Genomic DNA, 19,891 nt, shown 5'->3' with positions numbered 1-19,891 from the left:
ACTAAAAAGGCCGCCGTAACTGGCAGCAAGAAGAAAAAACAGAGGGATGCCAGCTATTGTAGCGGGGTTTAACTAATTATCTAGTGAAAAAAACGTCAGAAATTGCGCATCGCTGGCAACCTGTTTTTTCAACTGTTATTGTGGTGGGATTAAACGGCGTTATCGCCGTCCGGAATGAACAGGAGCTGTAAGCATGTTTACTGGTATTGTGCAGGGCACTGCCAAAGTGGTGTCCATTGATGAAAAACCAAATTTCCGTACTCACGTGGTTGAGCTGCCTGAATATATGCTCGACGGCATCGAAACCGGTGCGTCGATTGCGCATAACGGCTGCTGCCTGACGGTAACCGAAATTAACGGTAACCGGATCAGCTTTGATTTAATGAAAGAGACGCTGCGTATTACCAACCTCGGCGAGCTTGTGCCGGGCGATATCGTAAATGTCGAGCGTGCGGCTAAGTTTAGCGACGAGATTGGCGGGCATCTGATGTCGGGCCATATTATGACCACCGCAGAGGTGGCGAAAATTGTCACCTCTGAAAATAACCGTCAAATCTGGTTTAAGGTGCAGGATCCGTCATTAATGAAATACATCCTCTATAAAGGATTTATTGGCATCGATGGGATTAGCCTGACCGTAGGTGAAGTGACGCCAACGCGTTTTTGCGTGCATTTAATTCCTGAAACGCTGCAGCGCACAACGCTCGGAGCAAAAAAGCTGGGGCAGCGCGTGAATATCGAAATTGATCCCCAGACCCAGGCGGTCGTGGATACCGTTGAGCGCGTGCTGGCGGCGAAAGAGGCGGCGATAATAAAGGCCGTGGAAGAAGAATAAAAAATAACCCCGGGTAGCCGGGGTTATTTTTTTAGCGGGCCACCCGCAGGCCGTGCTCAATGCCCCGGCTAAACACCACCTGCCATAGCTGTATATCCCGCGCGCGGAACGCGCCAGCGCAGGCGTTCAGGTAATAGCTAAACATCCGTTTGAATCGTTCCGAATAGTTGTCGGCAATTTCAGGCCACGCGGCCTGGAAACGCTCGTGCCACGCCATCAGGGTGGTATCGTAATCTGCGCCAAAGTTATGCCAGTCTTCCACGATGAAATGCGGTTCGCTGGCGTTCGCTATCTGGCGTACGGAGGGTAAACAGCCGTTCGGGAAGATGTATTTATTGATCCAGGGATCTACATTGTTGTCGGTGCGCTTAGAGCCGATGGTATGTAACAGGAAAATACCGTCAGGCTTCAGGTTACGGTCGGCCACCTCAAAATAGGTTTTGTAGTTCTTCGGACCCACGTGCTCAAACATGCCAACGGAAACGATGCGGTCAAACTGCTCGTTCAGGTCACGGTAATCCTGAAGCCGAATATCAACATCCAGGCCCTGGCAGCGCTCCTGCGCCATCTTCTGCTGTTCGGCCGATATCGTGACGCCCACCACGCTGACGCCGTAATGCGTCGCCATAAACCAGGCGAGACCGCCCCAGCCGCAGCCAATGTCCAGCACCCGCATGCCGGGCTGCAGCTGCAGTTTGTCGCAGATCAGCTGTAGTTTATCCTGCTGCGCCTGTTCCAGCGACGTTGCTTTTTTCCAGTATCCGCAGGAGTACTGCATTAACGGGTCGAGCATCCGGCTGAACAGATCGTTACCCAGGTCGTAATGCTCTTTGCCGACGATCCACGCCCGCTTTTTACTTTGCAGATTGAACAGGCGAGCGGAGGCGATACGCAGCGTATCTTTGAAGTGACGAGGGAGCTGATTTTCAAGACCGGCGCGTAATACGCTGGAGAAGAACATATCCAGCCGTTCACACTCCCACCAGCCGTCCATATAGCTTTCGCCCAGCCCTAACGATCCCTCCTGTAAAACGCGTTTAAAAAAATCGGGATGTTTAACCTGGGGATCGGAGGGGGATGAGCCATTAATCGTAATGCCCGCACGTCCCAACAGTTCACTGACGATCCGGGACCAGTTATCGTCCGGAACGCTGACTTCTTCTATACACGATGAACTCATAGCTTCTCCATCACCTTGCTGTGATCAGAACCTTAAAACAGCGTAGACGCTTTTTTTGGTTTGTGAGAAATCTCACGGTAAATGCCCGCGAGGCTAATATCCGACGTAGAACAGAGGAAGGGAGATTTCCCTTGCCGAAAAGCCGTCCATGGTAAAACGGGAGCGCTCCGGCTCCCGTTAACACTTAATATTTATCGTATTTAATCGAACCAAATTTAGTATAGGCCTCTAAATTTGGTGATTCAACAGAAAATTGTTAGCAACCTAATCACTGGTTTTGAACATAATTTCCTGCGCAATCAGGCGTGCGACGTTTCTCTGCGCGCGTCTTCATTCTGCTCACGATGCGCTGATGACTGCATGCGATAGCCCAGACCTGCCAGCGCAACGGTGGCCAGCATGACGCTGGTGGTCGTGAGCAGCGGTGTTGCAATCAGCGCGGAGACCACCAGGCTTGCCAGGAAGCACAGACCCAGCTGCAGGGTGTTTTGCAGCGCGGCAGCGCGGCCCGTCGCCTGCGGGAACGGGCGCAGTGCCTGAGCCACAACGATAGGGTAGATGGCACCGTTTGCGATCGCCATGACGCAGAACGGAATCAAAATTTCAGCAAGCCCGGCACCCGGAATAAAGCCAACGGCCCAGGTCGCGATCACGCTTAACGCGTAGAGCACCAGCAGCCAGGGCAGCATCTGCTGGCCTTCCCATTTTTGCAGCGCGGCGCGACAGCCGTAGCCGCCCACCAGGAAGGCGATGGTCTGCGGAACGTAGCTCAGGCCGATAGCCGCCGGGCTGTAGCCCATGTCATGCAGAATAAACGGCGAACCGGTCAGCCATGCGAAGAAGCTGGCGGAGCAGGCGGCGTAAATCAGCACGTTGCCGCGATAGGCTTTAGCCCGCAGTAAGGAGGTAAAGGTGACCGGCTTCGCGTCCGGATGCGCCTCTTTTTTATGCGCAGGCTTAAGCGCAAACGCGGGCAGCATCAGCACCAGCGTGATGGCGAACAGCGTGGCGAAAATGGCCTGCCAGTCGAAGTGTGCCAGGATCCAGCTGCCCAGCAGCGGGGCGAGCGCCGGCGACAGGCCAACCAGCGGCATAATGGTGGCGAAAATACGGTTAGTACGCGAGGCCGGATAATAGTCGGTAACCAGCGCCTGCCACGTGACCGCTGCGGCGCAGACCCCGACTGCCTGAATGAAGCGCAGCGCCAGTAGCCAGGCGGCATCGCGAACCCACAGCATGCCCAGACAGCCAACGGCAAATATCGCCAGCCCCAGCAACAGAACGGGCTTACGGCCAAAACGATCCGACAGCGGTCCCCAGAGCAGCTGCGCAAAAGCAAAGCCTGCAAGGAACAGGCTCAGGCTGGCGCTGATGGCGGCGGCAGGGGTTTGCAAATCTTCCTGCATCGCGGCGAACGCGGGCAGATACATGTCGGTCGCCAGAAAGCCCAGCACGCTTAAGCCGCCGAGCCAGACTAAAAATCCTTTCCTGGGTTGCACTATTTATTCTCCTGAGGAGGCAGGTGTACGTTGCCGCAGAGTGTAGGGAGTGCAAAGCGGCTTGTGAAACGCTAATATTTGGCGAGTGCATTCAAAAATTTTGCAGGCAGAAAATGTGGTCAGATTATTCCCTTGAAGTGGTCGATGCCGTGGCCCGTAACGGCAGCTTTACCGGTGCCGCGCAGGAGCTGCACCGCGTTCCCTCGGCAATCAGCTATACGGTGCGGCAGCTGGAAGAGTGGCTCGCGGTCCCGCTGTTCGAGCGGCGCCATCGCGACGTGGAACTGACGCCTGCCGGGGCGTGGTTTTTGAAAGAAGGGCGGTCTGTTATCAAAAAAATGCAGATCACCCGCGAGCAGTGCCAGCAGATCGCTAACGGCTGGCGCGGACACCTTTCCATTGCGGTGGATAACATCGTTAAGCCGGAGCGTACCCGGCAGATGATCGTCGATTTTTATCGCCATTTTTCCGACGTTGAGCTGCGCGTTTCGCAGGAAGTGTTCAACGGGGTCTGGGATGCGCTGGCGGACGGCCGGGCAGAGATGGCGATTGGCGCCACGCAGGCCATCCCGGTTGGCGGACGCTACGCGTTTCGCGACATGGGCATGCTGAGCTGGACCTGCGTGGTGGCGCGCGATCACCCGCTGGCGGCGATGGAGGGGCCGCTGAGTGACGACACGTTACGCAACTGGCCGTCGCTGGTGCTGGAGGATACCTCCCGTTCGCTGCCCAAGCGCATTACCTGGCTGCTGGACAATCAGCGCCGGGTAGTCGCGCCGGACTGGGAGTCGTCAGCCACCTGCCTGAGCGCGGGGCTGTGCGTTGGGATGGTGCCGGTACACGTTGCGCGTCCGCGCATCGACACGGGGGAGTGGGTGGCCCTGACGCTGGAAAATCCCTTCCCGGACGCAGCCTGCTGTCTGACCTGGCAGCAAAGCGACGTATCGCCCGCGATGGCCTGGCTGCTGGACTATCTGGGAGACAGCGAAACGCTGAACCGGGAGTGGTTACGGGGACCAGCGTAGCTGGCCCCGAGAAATGATTAACGACGGTAGTCGCGGAACGGGCCGTCCGCAACGGAACGGCGTTCAATCAGGCGCGGGTGGACTTCAATGGACTGGGACTGTTCACGCTTGTTGACGATCCTGTCCATCAGCATATTGAAGGCCGTTTCACCCAGCGAGTCTTTCGGCTGGTGAATGGTGGTCAGCGCCGGGGTGAAGAAGCGGGCGTTGCGCACGTTATCATAGCCGATCACCGAAATGTCCTGCGGCACGCGCAGGCCCAGCTCGTCCGCCGCACAGAGCGCGCCCATCGCCATGATGTCGCCGCCGCAGAACACCGCGGTAGGGCGATGCTGCTGGGAAACGATCTGCTGCATGGCGCGGTAGCCGGACTCCGGCTCGAAGTCGCCCTGCACGATCCAGTTTTCCGGCACGACGATCATCGCTTCTTCCATCGCCTTCATAAAACCGGCCAGGCGGCCAGCGCCGGTATTGCGCTCCAGCGGGCCCGGGATCACGCCAATTTCGCGGTGACCGCGTTCCACCAGGTAACGCCCCGCCATATAACCGCCTTCAAAGGCGTTATCAATCACCGAATCGGTGAAATCGGCGCGCGCTTCGCCCCAGTCCATCACCACCATTGGAATGTGGCGATACTCTTCCAGCATGGAAAGGACCGACTCCGGGTATTCAGAACACATCACCAGCAGGCCGTCCACGCGCTTTTGCGCCATCATCGACAGGTAAGCGCGCTGTTTCTCAATGTTGTTCCACGCGTTGCCCAGAATCAGGGTGTAGCCTTTCTGGAAGCAGTTTTTCTCAACGGCTTCGATGATTTCAGCAAAGTAGGCCGCTTCACTGCTGGTAGCCAGCAGGCCAATCGATTTGGTGTGATTAACCTTCAGGCTGCGCGCAACGGCACTCGGCGAGTAGTGCAGTTCTTTGATCGCTGCCCACACGGCATTACGCGTCTCTTCTGCGACGAAACGCGTTTTGTTAATAACATGTGATACGGTTGTAGTGGAAACGTTTGCGCGTTTTGCTACGTCTTTAATTGTTGCCATTAAATGTCACTCCAGACCATATCCTAAGCTCCTGAAAAACTTGAAGGTAAACGTTTGCCTTCTCTCACCCTTATTACGCAATCTTGAGTTGCGACACGCCGGGAAAACGACACAGGACGTCAGGAGGGGGTCAATGGCCGGTACGCTAATAAATTTAGCGTGGAATTTTGTCCTATCTTGATGAAAAGGGGAAGAGGTAAAGTGGATATCCGCTTAAATCCTGGAAGATTTTTGACCTGAACTGTGTAAAAATGAGCAGGCTCACTTTTCGTAGGGTGAATAAAAGGAGAAAAATTGATGAGTACCGATCTTAAGTTTTCGCTGTTTACCACCATTGTTGTTCTTGCTCTTATCGTTGCGGGTGGTTTAACCGCTGCGCTGCACTGATTCAGACGGGGGAGAGCTTTCTCCCTCGCTTTCTGCAATTGTTACCCCTCCGGCAAAAATCTTTTGCCAAAATGTTAACTTCTCATTTTTTGTGATTGATGTCATGCTTTTGACTTCTTAATTCTGTGTCGCGTTATGGCACGGTTTCCGGAGTTCATTCATGAAAATCAATTTTCCACTGCTGGCCCTGGCGATTGGCGCTTTTGGGATTGGCACCACTGAGTTTTCCCCGATGGGGTTATTGCCTGTTATAGCCCGGGGCGTGGACGTCTCAATCCCTGCGGCCGGTATGTTAATCAGCGCCTACGCGGTTGGCGTGATGGTAGGGGCGCCGCTGATGACGCTGCTGCTTTCGCACCGCGCGCGCCGCAATGCGCTGATTTTCCTGATGGCGATTTTCACCCTGGGGAACGTGCTTTCCGCGATTTCACCGGATTACACCACCCTGATGCTCTCACGCATTTTGACCAGCCTTAACCACGGCGCGTTCTTCGGGCTGGGATCGGTTGTGGCCGCCAGCGTGGTGCCAAAACATAAGCAGGCCAGCGCGGTGGCCACTATGTTTATGGGGCTGACCATCGCCAATATCGGCGGCGTGCCCGCAGCCACCTGGCTGGGTGAGACGATCGGCTGGCGAATGTCTTTCCTCGCAACCGCGGCGCTCGGCGTAATTGCGATGGTGGCGCTGTTCTTCTCTCTGCCGAAAGGGAGCGCCGGTGAGCGTCCGGAAGTGCGTAAAGAGCTGGCGGTGCTGATGCGTCCTCAGGTGCTTTCCGCGCTGCTCACCACGGTGCTGGGAGCAGGGGCGATGTTTACACTCTACACCTATATCTCCCCGGTGCTGCACGATATCACCCACGCGACGCCGGTATTTATTACCGCGATGCTGGTGCTGATTGGCGTGGGCTTCTCCATCGGTAACTATCTTGGCGGGAAGCTGGCGGACCGCTCCGTCAGCGGGACGCTGAAGGGTTTCTTAACCCTGCTGATTGCGATCATGATTGCGATCCCGTGGCTGGCGCGTAACGAAGTGGGTGCCGCAATTGCCATGGTGGTGTGGGGCGCAGCGACTTTTGCCGTGGTACCGCCGCTGCAGATGCGCGTCATGCGCGTCGCGCACGAAGCGCCTGGGCTCTCTTCTTCGGTCAATATCGGTGCGTTTAACCTCGGCAATGCGCTGGGCGCGGCTGCCGGCGGGGCGGTCATTTCCGGGGGGCTGGGCTACAGCTTCGTTCCGGTGATGGGCGCAATCATTGCCGCACTCGGCCTGCTGCTGGTGCTGATGTCCGGTCGCAAACAGCCTGAAGCGGCGTGCACCGCTGAATAAACAAAAACGCAGAAGGGTCGCCCCTTCTGCGTGTCTCTTACGCGGCGAAGTTCTTCGCAACAAACTCCCAGTTAACCAGTGCCCAGAAGTGCTCCAGGTAGTTAGGACGCGCGTTACGGTAATCGATGTAGTAAGCGTGTTCCCACACGTCCACGGTCATCAGCGGCGTTGCGCTGGTGGTCAGCGGGGTGCCCGCATTTGAGGTGGAAACGATAGCCAGTTTTCCATCGGCCTCCTTCACCAGCCAGGTCCAGCCGGAGCCGAAGTTTTTAACCGCGGCGTCGGTAAACTTCGCCTTGAACTCGGCGAAGCTGCCGAATGCGGCGTTAATGGCTTCGGCCAGCTCGCCGACAGGCTCTCCGCCAGCATTGGGTGCCAGGCAGTGCCAGTAGAACGTATGGTTCCACACCTGAGCGGCGTTGTTGAATACGCCACCGTCTGAGCTGCGCACGATCTCTTCCAGCGTTTTGCCTTCAAAATCGGTGCCCTTGATCAGGTTATTCAGGTTGGTGACATAGGTCTGGTGATGTTTGCCGTAATGATATTCCAGGGTTTCCGCAGAAATGTGCGGGGCCAGGGCGTCTTTTGCATACGGTAGTGCAGGTAATTCGAACGACATTGCTTCTCTCCTTATAGTTTTATACGTTGCCAATAACCCTACAGACAACATGGACAGAATAGCAAATTAAAAGGGTATGCAAAAGAGGAACTTACCCTGCCACTGATGCGGCAGGGCAGGGTTTAGCGGATGGTTTTCGGCGTCATGACGCGTCGCGCGCCCACGTAGTGGCGCACCCAGTAATCTTCGCTGAGAGAGGTGATCTGAATGTCCCGGCCGCTGCGCGGTGACTGGATGAACTTACCGTTACCCACGTACACGCCAACGTGGTCAGCCGTGCCGCGTCCCTGGGTGCGGAAGAACACCAGGTCGCCGTTTTGCAGTTCGCCACGGTTAACCGGGGCGGCGTCGCGCAGATGGTACATTTCGTTTGCGGTGCGCGGAATGCGGAATTTCACCAGATCCTTATAGGCATAATAAACCAGCCCGCTACAGTCAAAACCGGTGCGTGGAGAGCTGCCGCCCCAGCGGTACGGTTTACCAATTTGCCCCATCAGCTTATTCATCGCCGTTTTTTGCGCCTTCTGCATGCGAACCTTATGCGCGTCGGCCAGCTTCGTCACTTTTGTGCATTTGGTTTTATGGCCTTTGCGCACGATGCATTTTTCGGAAGCGGATCTGGCGGCAGTGCGGGTGGTGTTGCGCGTGCTGGAGCGGAGCGTTTTTGATGTGATGGAGGCGGTCTTTTTCGTCTTCGCGGTGGATTTCTTTTTAACGGTTTTGCCGGTGGTTTTTTTCTTTCTTTCTGCGTTTTTTGCCAGATGCGTTTTTTGTACGGCAGAGTGTCGCGCCTGTTCAGAGGCGTTCGCCGCTGGCGCAAATGAGAGTGTGGTAAACAGTAAAGCACAGAGCGTCATCGAGATTTTCGTTATCCGCGCCACTGGGCAGTCCCCTGATGAATGCAGGCTATCAATAATACCCGCGTATGATTTACAAAACGTGTCGATTCTAATCCAAAAAATCAGAATAAGTTAATAGCATTTTTCATTCTCAAAAGCTGTTTCGTTAGCAAGTGCAAAAAAATTCATCGTTCTGTAGCAGAATTGTTCGCTCCCTGAGCAAATCCGCGCTGCGGGCAGCGATAAACGACATTAGCAATGCATCTTTACGCGATAGCAGATAAAATAATGAGACGTGACAAAAATGTTATTTTCCGATGTCGGCCTGACCCGCTACAATGTCAGACTGATGCCGTAACAGAAGTTAAAGGAAGCAAGACATGAGCACCACTATTGAAAAAATTCAGCGCCAGATCGCTGAAAACCCAATTCTCCTGTACATGAAAGGTTCTCCGAAGCTGCCAAGCTGCGGCTTCTCCGCACAAGCGGTTCAGGCGCTGTCTGCCTGTGGTGAGCGTTTTGCTTACGTTGATATCCTGCAAAACCCGGACATTCGCGCTGAGCTGCCAAAATACGCAAACTGGCCTACCTTCCCACAGCTGTGGGTTGACGGTGAACTGGTTGGCGGATGCGACATCCTGATTGAAATGTATCAGCGCGGCGAACTGCAGCAGCTGATCAAAGAGACCGCGGCGAAGTATAAAACCGAAGAGCCGGACGCAGAATAAGTTTTCTGCGCGGACAAAAAAGCGACCTCAGGAGGTCGCTTTTTTTATGCCTGTTCTTCGCTGTCGCCCATCGGCAGGGGCCAGCCGCCCAGACGCTTCCAGCGGTTGACGATCTCGCAGAACAGCTCCGCCGTACGCTCGGTGTCGTATAACGCGGAATGCGCCTGGGTGCCGTCAAACGCAATACCCGCCGTGATGCAGGCTTTGGACAGCACGGTTTGGCCCAGCGCCAGGCCGCTCAGCGCGGCGGTGTCGAACGTAACGAACGGATGGAATGGGTTACGCTTCAGCGAGGCGCGTTCCGCAGCCGCCATCGTGAAGCTGTGATCGAACGTGGCGTTGTGGGCGACCATAATGGCGCGGCTACAGTCACTCTCTTTCATGCCCTTGCGCACCATTTTGAAAATGGCGTGAAGCGCCTCGTATTCACTTACCGCCCCGCGCAGCGGGTTTGTCGGATCGATACCGTTAAAGGCCAGCGCCTCCGGCTGTAGGTTTGCCCCTTCAAAGGGTTCAACGTGGAAATGCAGCGAGGTGTCCGGTACAAGCCAGCCCTGTTCATCCATCTTCAGCGTGATGGCGGCAATCTCAAGCAGCGCATCGGTTTTAGCGTTAAATCCGGCTGTTTCAACATCAATGACAACGGGATAAAAACCACGAAAACGGTCGCACAGACCGGTAAATTGAGCATTATCGGACATCAGGGTCTCTTACAAGGGGAAAAAAGCAGTGCGTATTATGGCAAATTTTGAGAGGCGATGCAGCAAAACAACGGGCGCATAGTGCGCCCTGCGGGATCAGTTGCCCAGACCACGACCAGCGTCTTTGGCTTCGATCAGTTCGATTTTGTAACCGTCCGGATCTTCAACAAAGGCAATCACGGTGGTGCCGCCTTTAACCGGGCCCGCTTCACGGGTGACGTTCCCGCCGCTGCTGCGGATGCGTTCGCAGGCTTCGGCCGCGTTATCCACTTCCAGCGCAATATGGCCGTAAGCCGTACCCAGCTCGTAGCTGTCTACGCCCCAGTTGTACGTCAGCTCAATGACGGCTTCATCAGACTCCGGACCGTAACCCACGAACGCCAGGGAGTATTTATATTCCGGGTTTTCGCTGGTGCGCAGCAGCTTCATGCCCAGAACGTTAGTGTAAAAATCGATGGAACGTTGCAGGTCGCCAACGCGCAGCATGGTGTGAAGTAGGCGCATAATTTCCTCAGTTTGGATTATCTTTTTGAACAGAAACGATGTTTTAGTATAGCGGCGAAATGTCGCCGCTATCAATGTGCAATGCGGGATTAGAGAGAAGGGTAGTCGGTGTAACCTTCCGCGCCGCCGCCGTAGAAACTTTCAGGGCGCTGCGGGTTCAGCTCCGCTTTCTTCTGCAAACGGGCAACCAGATCCGGGTTAGCAATGTAATCGCGGCCAAAGGCTACGGCATCGATCAGACCTTTGCCGATCAGATCTTCAGCTTTCTCCGCCGTGTAGGCACCCGCGCCGATAATCACGCCGTGGAAGCGCTCGCGCACCTTCTGGCGGAAGGCTTCGCTATAAGGCTTGCCGCCAGCCCAGTCCGGCTCGGACATGTGCAGGTAAGCAATGCCGCGTTTTGCCAGCTCTTGAATCAGGTAAAGCGCGTCCGCTTCTTCATTCGGGCCGTTGTCGACGTTCTGGAACGTGCCGATCGGCGAAACGCGAATACCAATGCGGTCTGCGCTCCACTCGTTGCAGACAGCATCCACCACTTCAAGCACCAGGCGCGCGCGGTTTTCAACGCTGCCGCCGTACTGGTCGGTACGCTGGTTAGACGATGGTGAGAGGAACTGGTGCAGCAGGTAACCGTGCGCGGAGTGCAGCTCAACCAGATCGAAACCGGCTTCACGGGCATTGGCCACGGCCTGACGGAAATCGTTCACGATGCCCGGGATCTCGTCCAGCTCCAGCGCGCGCGGGGTGGTGGTATCGACGCGGATCGCGTTCCCGTTTTCATCGCGCAGGGAGGTACGGGTATTCGCGTTCAGGGCAGAGGCAGAAACCGGAGCCTGGCCGCCGGGCTGGATGCTGCTGTGCGAGATACGGCCAGTGTGCCACAGCTGTACCGCAATACGGCCCTCTTCAGCATGTACGCCCGCGGTGATCTTTTTCCACGCGGCAATTTGTTCCGGGCTGTGCAGGCCCGGCGCGCCGGCATAGCCTTTTGCCTGGGCAGAAATCTGCGTGGCTTCAGAGATGATCAGGCCTGAGCTGGCGCGCTGACGATAATATTCACCCATCAACGGTGTTGGGATATCGCCCGGCTCGATGCTGCGCAGACGGGTGAGCGGGGCCATAAATACGCGGTTTGGGGCGGTAACGGCACCGACTTTCAGTGGGGTAAATAACTTTTCAGCGGACATAACGGCTCCTGAGTAGACCAGTCGACTAGTAAAAGGATAAATAAAAATGCCGGCTACGCGCCGGACGCGGTAATACAGCTTTTCACATGTGCCAGCGCGCTTTCGAGCGGCACGGCGCTGCGAGAAATCTTGGCCTGCAGGTTAGCGCCTAACCAGAGTGAGTAGAGCACCTGCGCCTGCGTTAACGGATCGCCGAGGAAGGCGAGGGTTTGTTCATCGCGCCCCTTCTCCAGCGCCTGCGCCAGCAGGGCGATAACGCCGCTGGCCCCTTTATCCATGGCCGTGCGCATATCTTCGGAAAGATCGCACACTTCGGCAGACAGTTTTACCGTCAGGCAGCCGCTGATGATGCCCTGCTGACAGAACTGCGTCAGCGTCTCCTGATAGTAGTTCAGAACCCGATCCCGGTAGTTACCTTCACCGCTGGCGAAGTGCGTTGCCAGGCGCTGATGGTAGCTGGCATAGTGCCGCTCCAGCATGGCCACGCCGAACGCCTCTTTGGATCGGAAGTAGTGATAAAACGATCCCTTAGGGACTTCCGCGGTTTTTAACAACTCGCTCAGCCCCATACCGGTAAATCCGCGATGCATGCAAAGGCGCTCGCCGGTAGCCAGTAAATGTTCGCGGGTATCGTGTTCTGTATGTCTGCTCATGACTTCACTTTAATAGACCGTTCGGTCTAATGCAAGGCAGCATCGCGACGGCACTGCGACAAAATATCCAGCTGCGGTTGATAAACCGTTGATTTAACATTCATCATCCCCAGAACGGTGGCGAACAAATTGTCCTGTGAAACCGCATCTTTTGCAGCATGGTCACGCAGGCAGTCCGTGTTGACACCGAAGTTTTTCACGTAATCCGCAGAGAGCCAGAACATAAACGGAATATGCGTTTGCTGCTCCGGCGCCAGCATATACGGCGTGCCGTGCAGATAAATTCCGCGTTCGCCCAGCGACTCACCGTGATCGGAAAGGTAAATCAGCGCCGTGTTCATGGTGGCCTGTCGGGCTTTCAGCGCGTCGATAGTCCTGCTGACCACGCTGTCGGTATACAGAATTGAGTTGTCGTAGGTGTTGATCAACGCCTGATGATCGCAGTTCTGAATTTCATTGGTGTCGCAGGTCGGGGTAAACCTGCGGAAGCTGTCCGGATAACGGTTGTAATAGGCCGGGCCGTGGCTTCCCATCAGGTGGATCACCAGTACCGTGTCCTGCTTCAGACCATCCAGCACTTTGTCCAGGCGGTAGAGGTCTACGTCGTCGATACAGACTTTGTCCTTGCAGTACGAGTCCAGATTCCACTGGGTCATGTCCGTATGCGGCACGCGGTCGCAGGCACCTTTACATCCGCCGTCGTTGTCGCGCCACAGCAGGTTGAACCCGGCGTGGTTAAGCACGTCAAGCAGGCCTTCCTGATGTTGCGCCAGGTCCGCATCGTATTTTTTCCGCGTCATACCGGAGAACATGCAGGGAACGGAAACGGCGGTTTCCGTGCCGCAGGAGGAGGCTTGGGGGAAGTTGATGACGTCCTGCTTTTTAAGCTCCGGGTTGGTTTCACGGCGGTAACCATTCAGCGAGTAGTTTTCGGCGCGGGAGGCTTCGCCCACCACGAGAACCAGCACGGTTTTCTTTTGCTGGCCTGAAATTAGCGCGCCCTTACGGGCATCCTGACCAATGCGGACCAGCGTCCGATCGCCTGCGAACCAGCGCATTTTACCGTACTTGACCACGGCGCTTACGTAGTTCGCCGGGGTAACCATTTTGACGATGCTTTTATTATTGCGGAACAGCGAAGCGTAATCTTTATAAAATACCGCCGCGACCAGGATAATCGCCAGCAGCGCGCCGAGCAGGGTGGCGAGTCGCATCAGCAGGGCGTACCACCATTTTCCGCTTCGAATGCGCGTCAGGGCTAAGATGATGGACGGAACCAGACCCGCCAGCACAAGCCACACGATCATCTGCGGCGTTACCAGGGCGGTGGCCTCCTGAGAGTTAGTTTCGAAGACGTTCACCATCATGTTCCGATCGATAACCGCGCCATAGGTATACATAAAATAGGTTGCGGCGGCGCATCCCATGGTCAGGACAATCATCAGCGGCTTGCGAATAAAGGGAATATTCAGCAGGCTAAAAACAATCACCCAGCCGCAGAACAGCACCAGCGGTACGCTGGCGGCAAACAGCAGGTCGTGCAGGCGCGCTGGCGCAATTATTGCCCAGCTGCGCTGTATAAACAGCGCGTTTAACGCGGTGAAGAACAGCGCGCAGCCCAGGGTGAAAACCGTTTCGTTACAGCGTAACTTCTTAGTGAACCACATGATGAACAGACCATTCGTTATATCAGTGCGGCGAGTATAAGAGGGGAAGATTAGCGAAACCTTAACGTCATATTTGTGGCTGCCGCCCCTTGCGTGCGGGTCGTTTAGGGTCTTCACTGTAGGAAATAGTGACGCTGTGGAGGTAGAAGTGGCAGAGCAACTGGAATTTTTCCCCGTCCAGAGCCCGTGCCGGGGGATTTGCCAGGTTGATGAACGAGGTTACTGCCGCGGGTGCATGCGCACGCGGGATGAGCGTTTTAACTGGCAAAAATTCAGCGACGCGCAAAAGCAGGAGGTGATACGCCTCTGTCGGCAGCGACTGCTGCGCAAAATTCGCGCAAACAAAGCGATTGAAACCGAAGAACCTCAGCAACCTTCACTGTTTTAGCAAGGTAATTGCGTATACTGGTGACATAATCTCCTTGAGGAAAATGTTATGGTTCAGCGTATTACCCTTGCCCCGCAGGGCCCGGAGTTCTCCCGCTTTGTAATGGGCTACTGGCGCCTGATGGACTGGAATATGTCCCCCCTCCAGCTGGCGAACTTTATTGAAGAGCATCTTGATTTAGGGGTCACTACCGTCGATCACGCCGATATTTATGGCGGTTATCTGTGCGAGGCCGCCTTTGGCGAGGCGCTGAAGCTGGCGCCGGTGCTGCGCGATCGTATGGAAATTGTGACCAAATGCGGTATTGCCACAACGGCAAAACCGGAGAATGCCCTGGGACACTACATCACCGACAGCGCGCACATTGTGAAAAGCGCCGAGCAGTCGCTGGTTAATCTGGCTACCGATCGTATCGACCTGCTGCTGATCCACCGTCCCGATCCGCTGATGGATGCGGACGAGGTCGCTGAAGCCTTCCTGACCCTGCACCAGAGCGGCAAGGTGCGCCACTTCGGCGTGTCTAACTTTACCCCGGCGCAGTTTGCGCTATTGCAGTCTCGTCTGCCGTTTACGCTGGCGACTAATCAGGTGGAAATCTCCCCGGTTCATCAGCCGCTGCTGCTCGACGGTACGCTCGATCAGCTGCAACAGCTGCGCATCCGTCCGATGGCATGGTCTTGCCTCGGCGGCGGCCGCCTGTTTAACGATGAGGCATTCCAGCCGCTGCGTAACGAGCTCGAAACCGTGGCCCGCGAGCTCAATGCGGAAAGTATCGAACAGGTGGTTTACGCCTGGATCCTGCGCCTGCCGTCTAAGCCGCTGCCGATTATTGGCTCCGGCAAGATTGAGCGCGTACGCGCGGCGCTTGCCGCCGAAGAACTGGAGATGACGCGTCAGCAGTGGTTCCGCATCCGCAAGGCCGCGCTGGGCTACGACGTTCCCTGAGCAAGTAATTGACTGACTTTCCGGTGAAATCTGCGCCTCTGGTATAGACTTAAGGTGCAAAAAATAACCCGTGGAGGTCTTATGAAGCGTTTTGCTCTGGCTATTGTCACGCTGGCCGTATGCGCAGGAGCGCAGGCAGCCAGCGACGACGTTGAAATGAATCTCGTCACTTCTCAGGGGGTCGGTCAGTCCATCGGGACGGTGAAAATCACCGAAACGGATAAAGGGCTGGAGTTTGCCCCCAATCTTAAGGCGCTGCCCCCCGGCGAACACGGTTTCCACGTTCATGCTAAAGGCAGCTGCCAGCCCGCAATGAAAGAGGGTAAACCTTCCGCCGCAGAAGCCGCCGGGGGGCATCTCGACCCGCACAACTCCGGTAAACACGAAGGCCCGGACGGGATGGGTCACCTCGGCGATCTGCCGGTGCTGGTGGTCAATAACGACGGCAAGGCTACCGATCCCGTCGTCGCGCCCCGACTGAAAAAGCTTGATGAGGTCAAGGGCAAGGCGCTGATGATCCACGTGGGCGGCGATAACATGTCAGATAAGCCTAAACCGCTTGGCGGCGGCGGGGCGCGCTATGCCTGTGGGGTGATCTGATCGCCTATCGTGCCGGGCGGCGGCGCCTGTTCAAGCTGTGACAGGGAACAGTGCAGCCGCCAGATGATGGACGCCAGATCGCGCGCCGCAGGCAGATGATGGCGCGCCAGAGCGTCGCAAATGCGCTGAAGCTCGGCGAGGGTGACGCTGAGCGGGCGCTGCTGAACGCCGCGCTCGCTCATGACGTCGCGCAGCAGGGCAATGCAGGTGTCGCGGACCCGCGACAGCGGATCGGACCGCGTCTCCCAGGCGCGCAGCTGCCACACCACGTGCGAACAGTTCAGCAGCACCACGCCCCAGCGCAATAGCCAGCGCCGGGAGAGGGAATCCTGGCTGTTATTGAGCTGGCTGACGTGATGATAAACCAGCGATTCATATTCATTTTCTCGAAGGTGCGGCCTGCGGCTCAGCTGGTCGACAAATCCTCTGCGTAACTCCCGGATATGCCTGCGGCTTTTACGCGCGTCCGAACCAGGGCGCAGCACGGCGAACGCCAGCCATGCCAGCCCCACGCCGAGAATTTTCGCCAGGTTGTCATTCAGGAAATCGGCGTAATCGTAAACCGGCGGATTCGTCACCGAGATGAACGATCCCATAAAAACAATCAGCTGCCCCCACAGGCCGGCCAGCTTAGGCATTTGCAGCTTGAGCAGCTGCATGGTGGTTAACAGCGGAAAGAGAAACAGCAGGAATTGCCACAGATCGGTTATCTGCACCATCAGGCCAAACTTCACCACAAAGCTGAAGAGGGACAGCAGCACCAGCGTGCGCATGAGGAGCGTAAGCGAGTTGAAGGGGGACGCCGCCACCGAATAGAGCACGCAGCTGATGGCCGCAAGCGTCAGCGCCGCGCTGCCCGCGTCCCACTGCGTAGTAATGGCCCATGCGCCGACCAGCATCAGTGCACAAAAGGTACGAAAACCGCTCCACAGCGCCTCCATGGCATCGGTATGCCGCGCCAGAGCGGGGCTGCCGGGTACGGAAAACTCGGTAACGGGCGTGGCATTTTCGACGGCTTTCAGCCAGCGGCTGCTGCGCAGATACAGCCGGCAGAAATAGTTCAGACGCTGCCAGAAGGCGCGATGGCGGTAGTCATACTCATCCGCTGGCGCGAGCGGAGCAATTATCCGGGCCACGCTGTAGATATCCGCGTCCGGGCGCGCAAGGGCGGCGAGCAGGGTGTCAATCACCTCCCGGGTAAGCGCGGGCGGTGCAGGCCAGTTCAACAACATCCGGCGAAGGCTCGATATTGCGCTGGTCATGCGTAGCTGCTGGTGCAGCAGGTAGTTCAGCAGCGTGTTCTGGCGACGAAAGCGGTAGTGGCTCCAGAAGGCCTGTATGCGCAGCAGATTCATGGTCAGGATCTGGCCGATGACTTTTTCATGCGCAAGACGGATCTCATCGTTTGTGTCGGGTTGCCAGAGCAGGCTGGCATGTTCCAGCAGGCGCGCGTGCATCGTTTTCAGGGCGGTGATGAGCGTGGTGCCGTCAGAGGTGCTGGGCAGGATCATCATCATCATGCCGCCGCACAGGATACCGACCATCACCTCGCACACGCGTGCCTGCGCGATATCCCACAGTTCGGTGGTATCCAGCACGTTAACCACCGGGAAGGCGATAATGGCCGCGGTATAGCCCGCCAGCTGAAACGCGTAGGCAACGTTATTGGTAAAATGGGCGCAGGCCCAGGTGCACAGCCCCAGCCAGGCGGACATGCTGAGCAGAAACAGCCACGGATCGTTCAGGGTATGGCCAGCCAGAATCAGGGCGGCGGTGGCACCGAGCAGGCTACCCGCCACGCGTCCGAGGCTTTTACTGATAACGCCGCCGACGGTGGGGAAGCTAACCACCGCCGCTGACGTCATCGCCCAGTAGGGTTCATCCAGGTTCAGGTAATAGGCAACCGTAAGCGCAAGGCACATGGCGATGCCGTTGCGCAGCGCGTAACGCCACTGCGGGCGCGTCGCTTTTATCCAGGGCGCATTGCGCCACGAGACAGCCCGCAGGTTCATCATCGTGTCCCGATGGAGACGGTACAGGTGGTCCCTGAAACGAGAGTAATCTCTTTCGGCAGGCTGTCGAACTCCACGCGAACCGGCACCCGCTGGGCCAGACGCACCCAGGGTACGTTGGGTTTAATATCAGGCACCAGGCCAGAATCGGTTTCGACGCTTTGGTCGTAGATTGCCCGACCGATGCTGGATACGTGACCCTGTAACGTTTGCGCGCCGCTGTAGAGGGTGATTCGGGCTGGCGCGCCCTCGCGAATATGGCGCAGCTTCGTCTCTTCAAAATAGCCAACCACGTAAAACGAGCGGCTATCCACCAGGGCAAAAACCGGCTCTCCGGTCGTGGCGTAGTCTCCCACGCGCGTGGACAGGTTGGTAATCCACCCGTCTACCGGCGCTTTAACCACCGTCTGGGTCAGCTGCCACTCCGCCTCCTTCAGCGTGGCCTCCGCCACCTTCAGACCGGCCTGCATGGTTTTCACGTTGATGTTGGCGGTATCCATATCTTCCGCAGAGATATAGTTTTTCGACAGATGGCGGCGTCGGTCGGCTTCGTTGTTGGCCTTTGCGAGATCGGACTGAGCCTTAGCCAGCTGTGCCTGGGCGTTAAGCACGGCAATCTGAAAAGGGGTCTCGTCAATGCGGAACAGCACATCGCCCGCGTGGACGAACTGGTTGTCCTTTACCATGAGCGCGGTGATGCTGCCCGACACCTGCGGCGTGATGCTGACCTGTTCTGCGCGTATTTTGCCGTCGCGGGTCCAGGGGGACTGCATGTAATAGTTCCAGAGCCACCAGCCGGCAATCAGCGCCAGCGCCAAAACGAAAAGAGTGGAAAAATATTTAAGCGTTTTCAAGGGCATTCTCACCAGACGGTTAACACGGCAAGGCCAAGACAGACGGAAAAGGTAAACAGCGAGAGATCCATCAACATCGGGTGCCAGATTTCACCAGAATACATCCAGTCCCGCAGCAGTCGGTGCGCCACGAGCCAGATCACAAATCCAACCATAACGGCTTTAAAAAGAGGCGGAAAGTAGACCGATGCGCCGATAATCAGATCCTGAAGGGGCAACCCGGCAGAGAAAGAGAAAAACGTCACGAGCAGCGATCCTTTGCAGTGGAGTGAGTGCCGCAATGGCATGTATCAGTGCGATGGCGCATGAATATTCAGTGTAAATCATTCTTTCTGGAATGATGAATACCGTGATTGCATTTGTTTTGGCAATACAAATACTGCAAACTATTCTAAAATCACTATAATCACTTAGCAAGCTAATTATAAGGAGATGAAATTGGAATCGCCATTAGGTTCTGATCTGGCAAGGTTGGTACGCGTCTGGCGTGCTCTGATTGACCATCGCCTGAAACCTCTGGAACTGACGCAGACCCACTGGGTTACGCTGCATAACATTCATCAGCTCCCGCCAGAACAGTCGCAAATTCAGCTGGCAAAAGCGATCGGTATTGAGCAACCGTCCCTGGTGCGTACGCTTGACCAGCTGGAAGAGAAGGGACTCATCTCCCGTCAAACCTGCGCCAGCGATCGTCGCGCCAAGCGCATAAAACTGACGGAAAAAGCGGCTCCTATCATTACGGAGATGGAAGCCGTCATCAGTAAAACGCGGGGGGAGATCCTGTCCGGTATTTCACCTGCGGAGCTGGAGATGCTAATTGGACTTATCGCCCGTCTTGAGCAGAACATCCACGATCTGCAATCCCGCGACTGACCGAACGTAAAGGCCCTGCTTATGC

The 19,891-nt window shown here is 56.4% G+C and carries 22 protein-coding genes; 9 read left to right on the top strand and 13 right to left on the bottom strand.

Going from position 1 to position 19,891, the window contains the following annotated elements; all coding sequences use genetic code 11:
• The first annotated feature begins 193 nt into the window (after positions 1 to 193).
• Positions 194 to 835: a riboflavin synthase subunit alpha gene (locus OWK27_RS02230; RefSeq protein WP_242173099.1), complete on the top strand. Its 642-nt coding sequence runs from the start codon at positions 194 to 196 to the stop codon at positions 833 to 835.
• 31 nt (positions 836 to 866) lie between these two features.
• On the opposite strand, the gene cfa is transcribed toward OWK27_RS02230, so the two are convergent.
• Both cfa and punC read right to left on the bottom strand, forming a co-directional pair.
• Positions 867 to 2,015, bottom strand: coding sequence for a cyclopropane fatty acyl phospholipid synthase (gene cfa / locus OWK27_RS02225; protein WP_267589726.1), 1,149 nt, complete (start codon positions 2,013 to 2,015; stop codon positions 867 to 869).
• Between the two features lie 299 nt (positions 2,016 to 2,314).
• Complete coding sequence (punC, locus tag OWK27_RS02220) at positions 2,315 to 3,514, bottom strand: purine nucleoside transporter PunC (RefSeq protein WP_176610521.1); 1,200 nt, start codon at positions 3,512 to 3,514, stop codon at positions 2,315 to 2,317.
• 113 nt (positions 3,515 to 3,627) lie between these two features.
• Here punC and punR point away from each other — a divergent pair, with 113 nt between their 5' ends.
• Entirely contained in the window at positions 3,628 to 4,539 is a 912-nt protein-coding gene (gene punR, locus OWK27_RS02215) for a DNA-binding transcriptional activator PunR (protein WP_176610520.1), read from the top strand.
• 17 nt (positions 4,540 to 4,556) lie between these two features.
• Here punR and purR read toward each other — a convergent pair whose 3' ends face one another.
• A complete protein-coding gene (purR, locus tag OWK27_RS02210; RefSeq protein WP_148418933.1) occupies positions 4,557 to 5,582 on the bottom strand; it encodes an HTH-type transcriptional repressor PurR in 1,026 nt (341 codons plus the stop codon).
• A 297-nt stretch (positions 5,583 to 5,879) separates the two neighbouring features.
• Between purR and OWK27_RS02205 the strand changes: the two genes are divergently transcribed.
• Both OWK27_RS02205 and OWK27_RS02200 read left to right on the top strand, forming a co-directional pair.
• Positions 5,880 to 5,969 (top strand): YnhF family membrane protein, encoded by a 90-nt coding sequence (locus tag OWK27_RS02205; protein ID WP_003857632.1) that lies wholly within the window; start codon positions 5,880 to 5,882, stop codon positions 5,967 to 5,969.
• Between the two features lie 160 nt (positions 5,970 to 6,129).
• On the top strand, positions 6,130 to 7,296 hold the full coding sequence (locus OWK27_RS02200; protein WP_148418931.1) for an MFS transporter: 1,167 nt from the start codon (positions 6,130 to 6,132) through the stop codon (positions 7,294 to 7,296).
• 37 nt (positions 7,297 to 7,333) lie between these two features.
• On the opposite strand, the gene sodB is transcribed toward OWK27_RS02200, so the two are convergent.
• Both sodB and OWK27_RS02190 read right to left on the bottom strand, forming a co-directional pair.
• Positions 7,334 to 7,915: a superoxide dismutase [Fe] gene (gene sodB / locus OWK27_RS02195; protein ID WP_193356209.1), complete on the bottom strand. Its 582-nt coding sequence runs from the start codon at positions 7,913 to 7,915 to the stop codon at positions 7,334 to 7,336.
• A 122-nt stretch (positions 7,916 to 8,037) separates the two neighbouring features.
• Positions 8,038 to 8,796 (bottom strand): C40 family peptidase, encoded by a 759-nt coding sequence (locus OWK27_RS02190; protein WP_267589725.1) that lies wholly within the window; start codon positions 8,794 to 8,796, stop codon positions 8,038 to 8,040.
• A 338-nt stretch (positions 8,797 to 9,134) separates the two neighbouring features.
• Between OWK27_RS02190 and grxD the strand changes: the two genes are divergently transcribed.
• Positions 9,135 to 9,482: a monothiol glutaredoxin 4 gene (grxD, locus tag OWK27_RS02185; RefSeq protein ID WP_003832760.1), complete on the top strand. Its 348-nt coding sequence runs from the start codon at positions 9,135 to 9,137 to the stop codon at positions 9,480 to 9,482.
• A 44-nt stretch (positions 9,483 to 9,526) separates the two neighbouring features.
• On the opposite strand, the gene rnt is transcribed toward grxD, so the two are convergent.
• From rnt to eptA, 5 genes are all read right to left on the bottom strand, one after another.
• Positions 9,527 to 10,183 carry a ribonuclease T gene (gene rnt, locus OWK27_RS02180; protein ID WP_267589724.1) on the bottom strand — a complete coding sequence of 219 codons (657 nt, stop codon included), beginning with the start codon at positions 10,181 to 10,183 and terminating at the stop codon, positions 9,527 to 9,529.
• A 96-nt stretch (positions 10,184 to 10,279) separates the two neighbouring features.
• Positions 10,280 to 10,687: a lactoylglutathione lyase gene (gene gloA / locus OWK27_RS02175; protein WP_148418923.1), complete on the bottom strand. Its 408-nt coding sequence runs from the start codon at positions 10,685 to 10,687 to the stop codon at positions 10,280 to 10,282.
• 89 nt (positions 10,688 to 10,776) lie between these two features.
• Positions 10,777 to 11,874 (bottom strand): alkene reductase, encoded by a 1,098-nt coding sequence (locus tag OWK27_RS02170; RefSeq protein WP_267589723.1) that lies wholly within the window; start codon positions 11,872 to 11,874, stop codon positions 10,777 to 10,779.
• Positions 11,875 to 11,927: 53 nt separating this feature from the next.
• Positions 11,928 to 12,527, bottom strand: a complete 600-nt coding sequence (locus tag OWK27_RS02165) for a TetR/AcrR family transcriptional regulator (RefSeq protein ID WP_176610517.1) — start codon at positions 12,525 to 12,527, stop codon at positions 11,928 to 11,930.
• A gap of 26 nt (positions 12,528 to 12,553) precedes the next feature.
• Positions 12,554 to 14,194 (bottom strand): phosphoethanolamine transferase EptA, encoded by a 1,641-nt coding sequence (gene eptA / locus OWK27_RS02160; protein WP_267589722.1) that lies wholly within the window; start codon positions 14,192 to 14,194, stop codon positions 12,554 to 12,556.
• A 148-nt stretch (positions 14,195 to 14,342) separates the two neighbouring features.
• Between eptA and OWK27_RS02155 the strand changes: the two genes are divergently transcribed.
• The 3 genes from OWK27_RS02155 (at position 14,343) to sodC (ending at position 16,127) form a co-directional block, all read left to right on the top strand.
• Positions 14,343 to 14,582 (top strand): DUF1289 domain-containing protein, encoded by a 240-nt coding sequence (locus OWK27_RS02155; RefSeq protein ID WP_267589721.1) that lies wholly within the window; start codon positions 14,343 to 14,345, stop codon positions 14,580 to 14,582.
• A gap of 48 nt (positions 14,583 to 14,630) precedes the next feature.
• The gene (locus OWK27_RS02150) at positions 14,631 to 15,527 is read left to right on the top strand and encodes an aldo/keto reductase (RefSeq protein ID WP_267589720.1); all 897 of its coding nucleotides are present in this window, start codon (positions 14,631 to 14,633) and stop codon (positions 15,525 to 15,527) included.
• Positions 15,528 to 15,608: 81 nt separating this feature from the next.
• Positions 15,609 to 16,127: a superoxide dismutase [Cu-Zn] SodC gene (gene sodC, locus OWK27_RS02145; RefSeq protein ID WP_148418912.1), complete on the top strand. Its 519-nt coding sequence runs from the start codon at positions 15,609 to 15,611 to the stop codon at positions 16,125 to 16,127.
• Here the strand turns inward: sodC and OWK27_RS02140 are convergent.
• Genes OWK27_RS02140 through OWK27_RS02130 form a run of 3 tightly spaced genes read right to left on the bottom strand, consistent with a single transcriptional unit; the run spans position 16,106 to position 19,238 of the window.
• Positions 16,106 to 18,139 carry an FUSC family protein gene (locus OWK27_RS02140; protein ID WP_267589757.1) on the bottom strand — a complete coding sequence of 678 codons (2,034 nt, stop codon included), beginning with the start codon at positions 18,137 to 18,139 and terminating at the stop codon, positions 16,106 to 16,108. The two genes, sodC and OWK27_RS02140, sit on opposite strands and share 22 nt — an antisense overlap.
• Positions 18,139 to 18,999 carry an HlyD family secretion protein gene (locus OWK27_RS02135; protein WP_148418910.1) on the bottom strand — a complete coding sequence of 287 codons (861 nt, stop codon included), beginning with the start codon at positions 18,997 to 18,999 and terminating at the stop codon, positions 18,139 to 18,141. The genes OWK27_RS02140 and OWK27_RS02135 overlap by 1 nt, the downstream gene beginning before the upstream one ends.
• Positions 19,000 to 19,001: 2 nt before the next feature.
• Positions 19,002 to 19,238: a DUF1656 domain-containing protein gene (locus tag OWK27_RS02130; protein ID WP_267589719.1), complete on the bottom strand. Its 237-nt coding sequence runs from the start codon at positions 19,236 to 19,238 to the stop codon at positions 19,002 to 19,004.
• Between the two features lie 187 nt (positions 19,239 to 19,425).
• On the opposite strand from OWK27_RS02130, the gene slyA reads away from it, so the two are divergent.
• Entirely contained in the window at positions 19,426 to 19,866 is a 441-nt protein-coding gene (slyA, locus tag OWK27_RS02125) for a transcriptional regulator SlyA (protein WP_193356202.1), read from the top strand.
• The last annotated feature ends 25 nt before the right edge of the window (positions 19,867 to 19,891 follow it).

The sequence above is a fragment of the Enterobacter cloacae complex sp. 2022EL-00788 genome, assembly GCF_026627565.1.
Classification (GTDB): Bacteria; Pseudomonadota; Gammaproteobacteria; order Enterobacterales; family Enterobacteriaceae; genus Enterobacter; species Enterobacter pasteurii.
Note: the sequence above shows the minus strand (reverse complement) of the source record. Positions and strands in the feature narration are given on the sequence as shown.

Bases quoted from the DNA above. Each gene is read 5' to 3' on its own strand.
- OWK27_RS02230 (WP_242173099.1), top strand. From the start codon at position 194: ATGTTTACTGGTATTGTGCAGGGCACTGCCAAAGTGGTGTCCATTGAT.
- cfa (WP_267589726.1), bottom strand. From the start codon at position 2,015: ATGAGTTCATCGTGTATAGAAGAAGTCAGCGTTCCGGACGATAACTGG.
- punR (WP_176610520.1), top strand. From the start codon at position 3,628: ATGTGGTCAGATTATTCCCTTGAAGTGGTCGATGCCGTGGCCCGTAAC.
- purR (WP_148418933.1), bottom strand. From the start codon at position 5,582: ATGGCAACAATTAAAGACGTAGCAAAACGCGCAAACGTTTCCACTACA.
- OWK27_RS02205 (WP_003857632.1), top strand. From the start codon at position 5,880: ATGAGTACCGATCTTAAGTTTTCGCTGTTTACCACCATTGTTGTTCTT.
- OWK27_RS02200 (WP_148418931.1), top strand. From the start codon at position 6,130: ATGAAAATCAATTTTCCACTGCTGGCCCTGGCGATTGGCGCTTTTGGG.
- sodB (WP_193356209.1), bottom strand. From the start codon at position 7,915: ATGTCGTTCGAATTACCTGCACTACCGTATGCAAAAGACGCCCTGGCC.
- grxD (WP_003832760.1), top strand. From the start codon at position 9,135: ATGAGCACCACTATTGAAAAAATTCAGCGCCAGATCGCTGAAAACCCA.
- rnt (WP_267589724.1), bottom strand. From the start codon at position 10,183: ATGTCCGATAATGCTCAATTTACCGGTCTGTGCGACCGTTTTCGTGGT.
- gloA (WP_148418923.1), bottom strand. From the start codon at position 10,687: ATGCGCCTACTTCACACCATGCTGCGCGTTGGCGACCTGCAACGTTCC.
- OWK27_RS02170 (WP_267589723.1), bottom strand. From the start codon at position 11,874: ATGTCCGCTGAAAAGTTATTTACCCCACTGAAAGTCGGTGCCGTTACC.
- OWK27_RS02165 (WP_176610517.1), bottom strand. From the start codon at position 12,527: ATGAGCAGACATACAGAACACGATACCCGCGAACATTTACTGGCTACC.
- eptA (WP_267589722.1), bottom strand. From the start codon at position 14,194: ATGTGGTTCACTAAGAAGTTACGCTGTAACGAAACGGTTTTCACCCTG.
- OWK27_RS02150 (WP_267589720.1), top strand. From the start codon at position 14,631: ATGGTTCAGCGTATTACCCTTGCCCCGCAGGGCCCGGAGTTCTCCCGC.
- sodC (WP_148418912.1), top strand. From the start codon at position 15,609: ATGAAGCGTTTTGCTCTGGCTATTGTCACGCTGGCCGTATGCGCAGGA.
- OWK27_RS02140 (WP_267589757.1), bottom strand. From the start codon at position 18,139: ATGAACCTGCGGGCTGTCTCGTGGCGCAATGCGCCCTGGATAAAAGCG.
- OWK27_RS02135 (WP_148418910.1), bottom strand. From the start codon at position 18,999: ATGCCCTTGAAAACGCTTAAATATTTTTCCACTCTTTTCGTTTTGGCG.
- slyA (WP_193356202.1), top strand. From the start codon at position 19,426: ATGAAATTGGAATCGCCATTAGGTTCTGATCTGGCAAGGTTGGTACGC.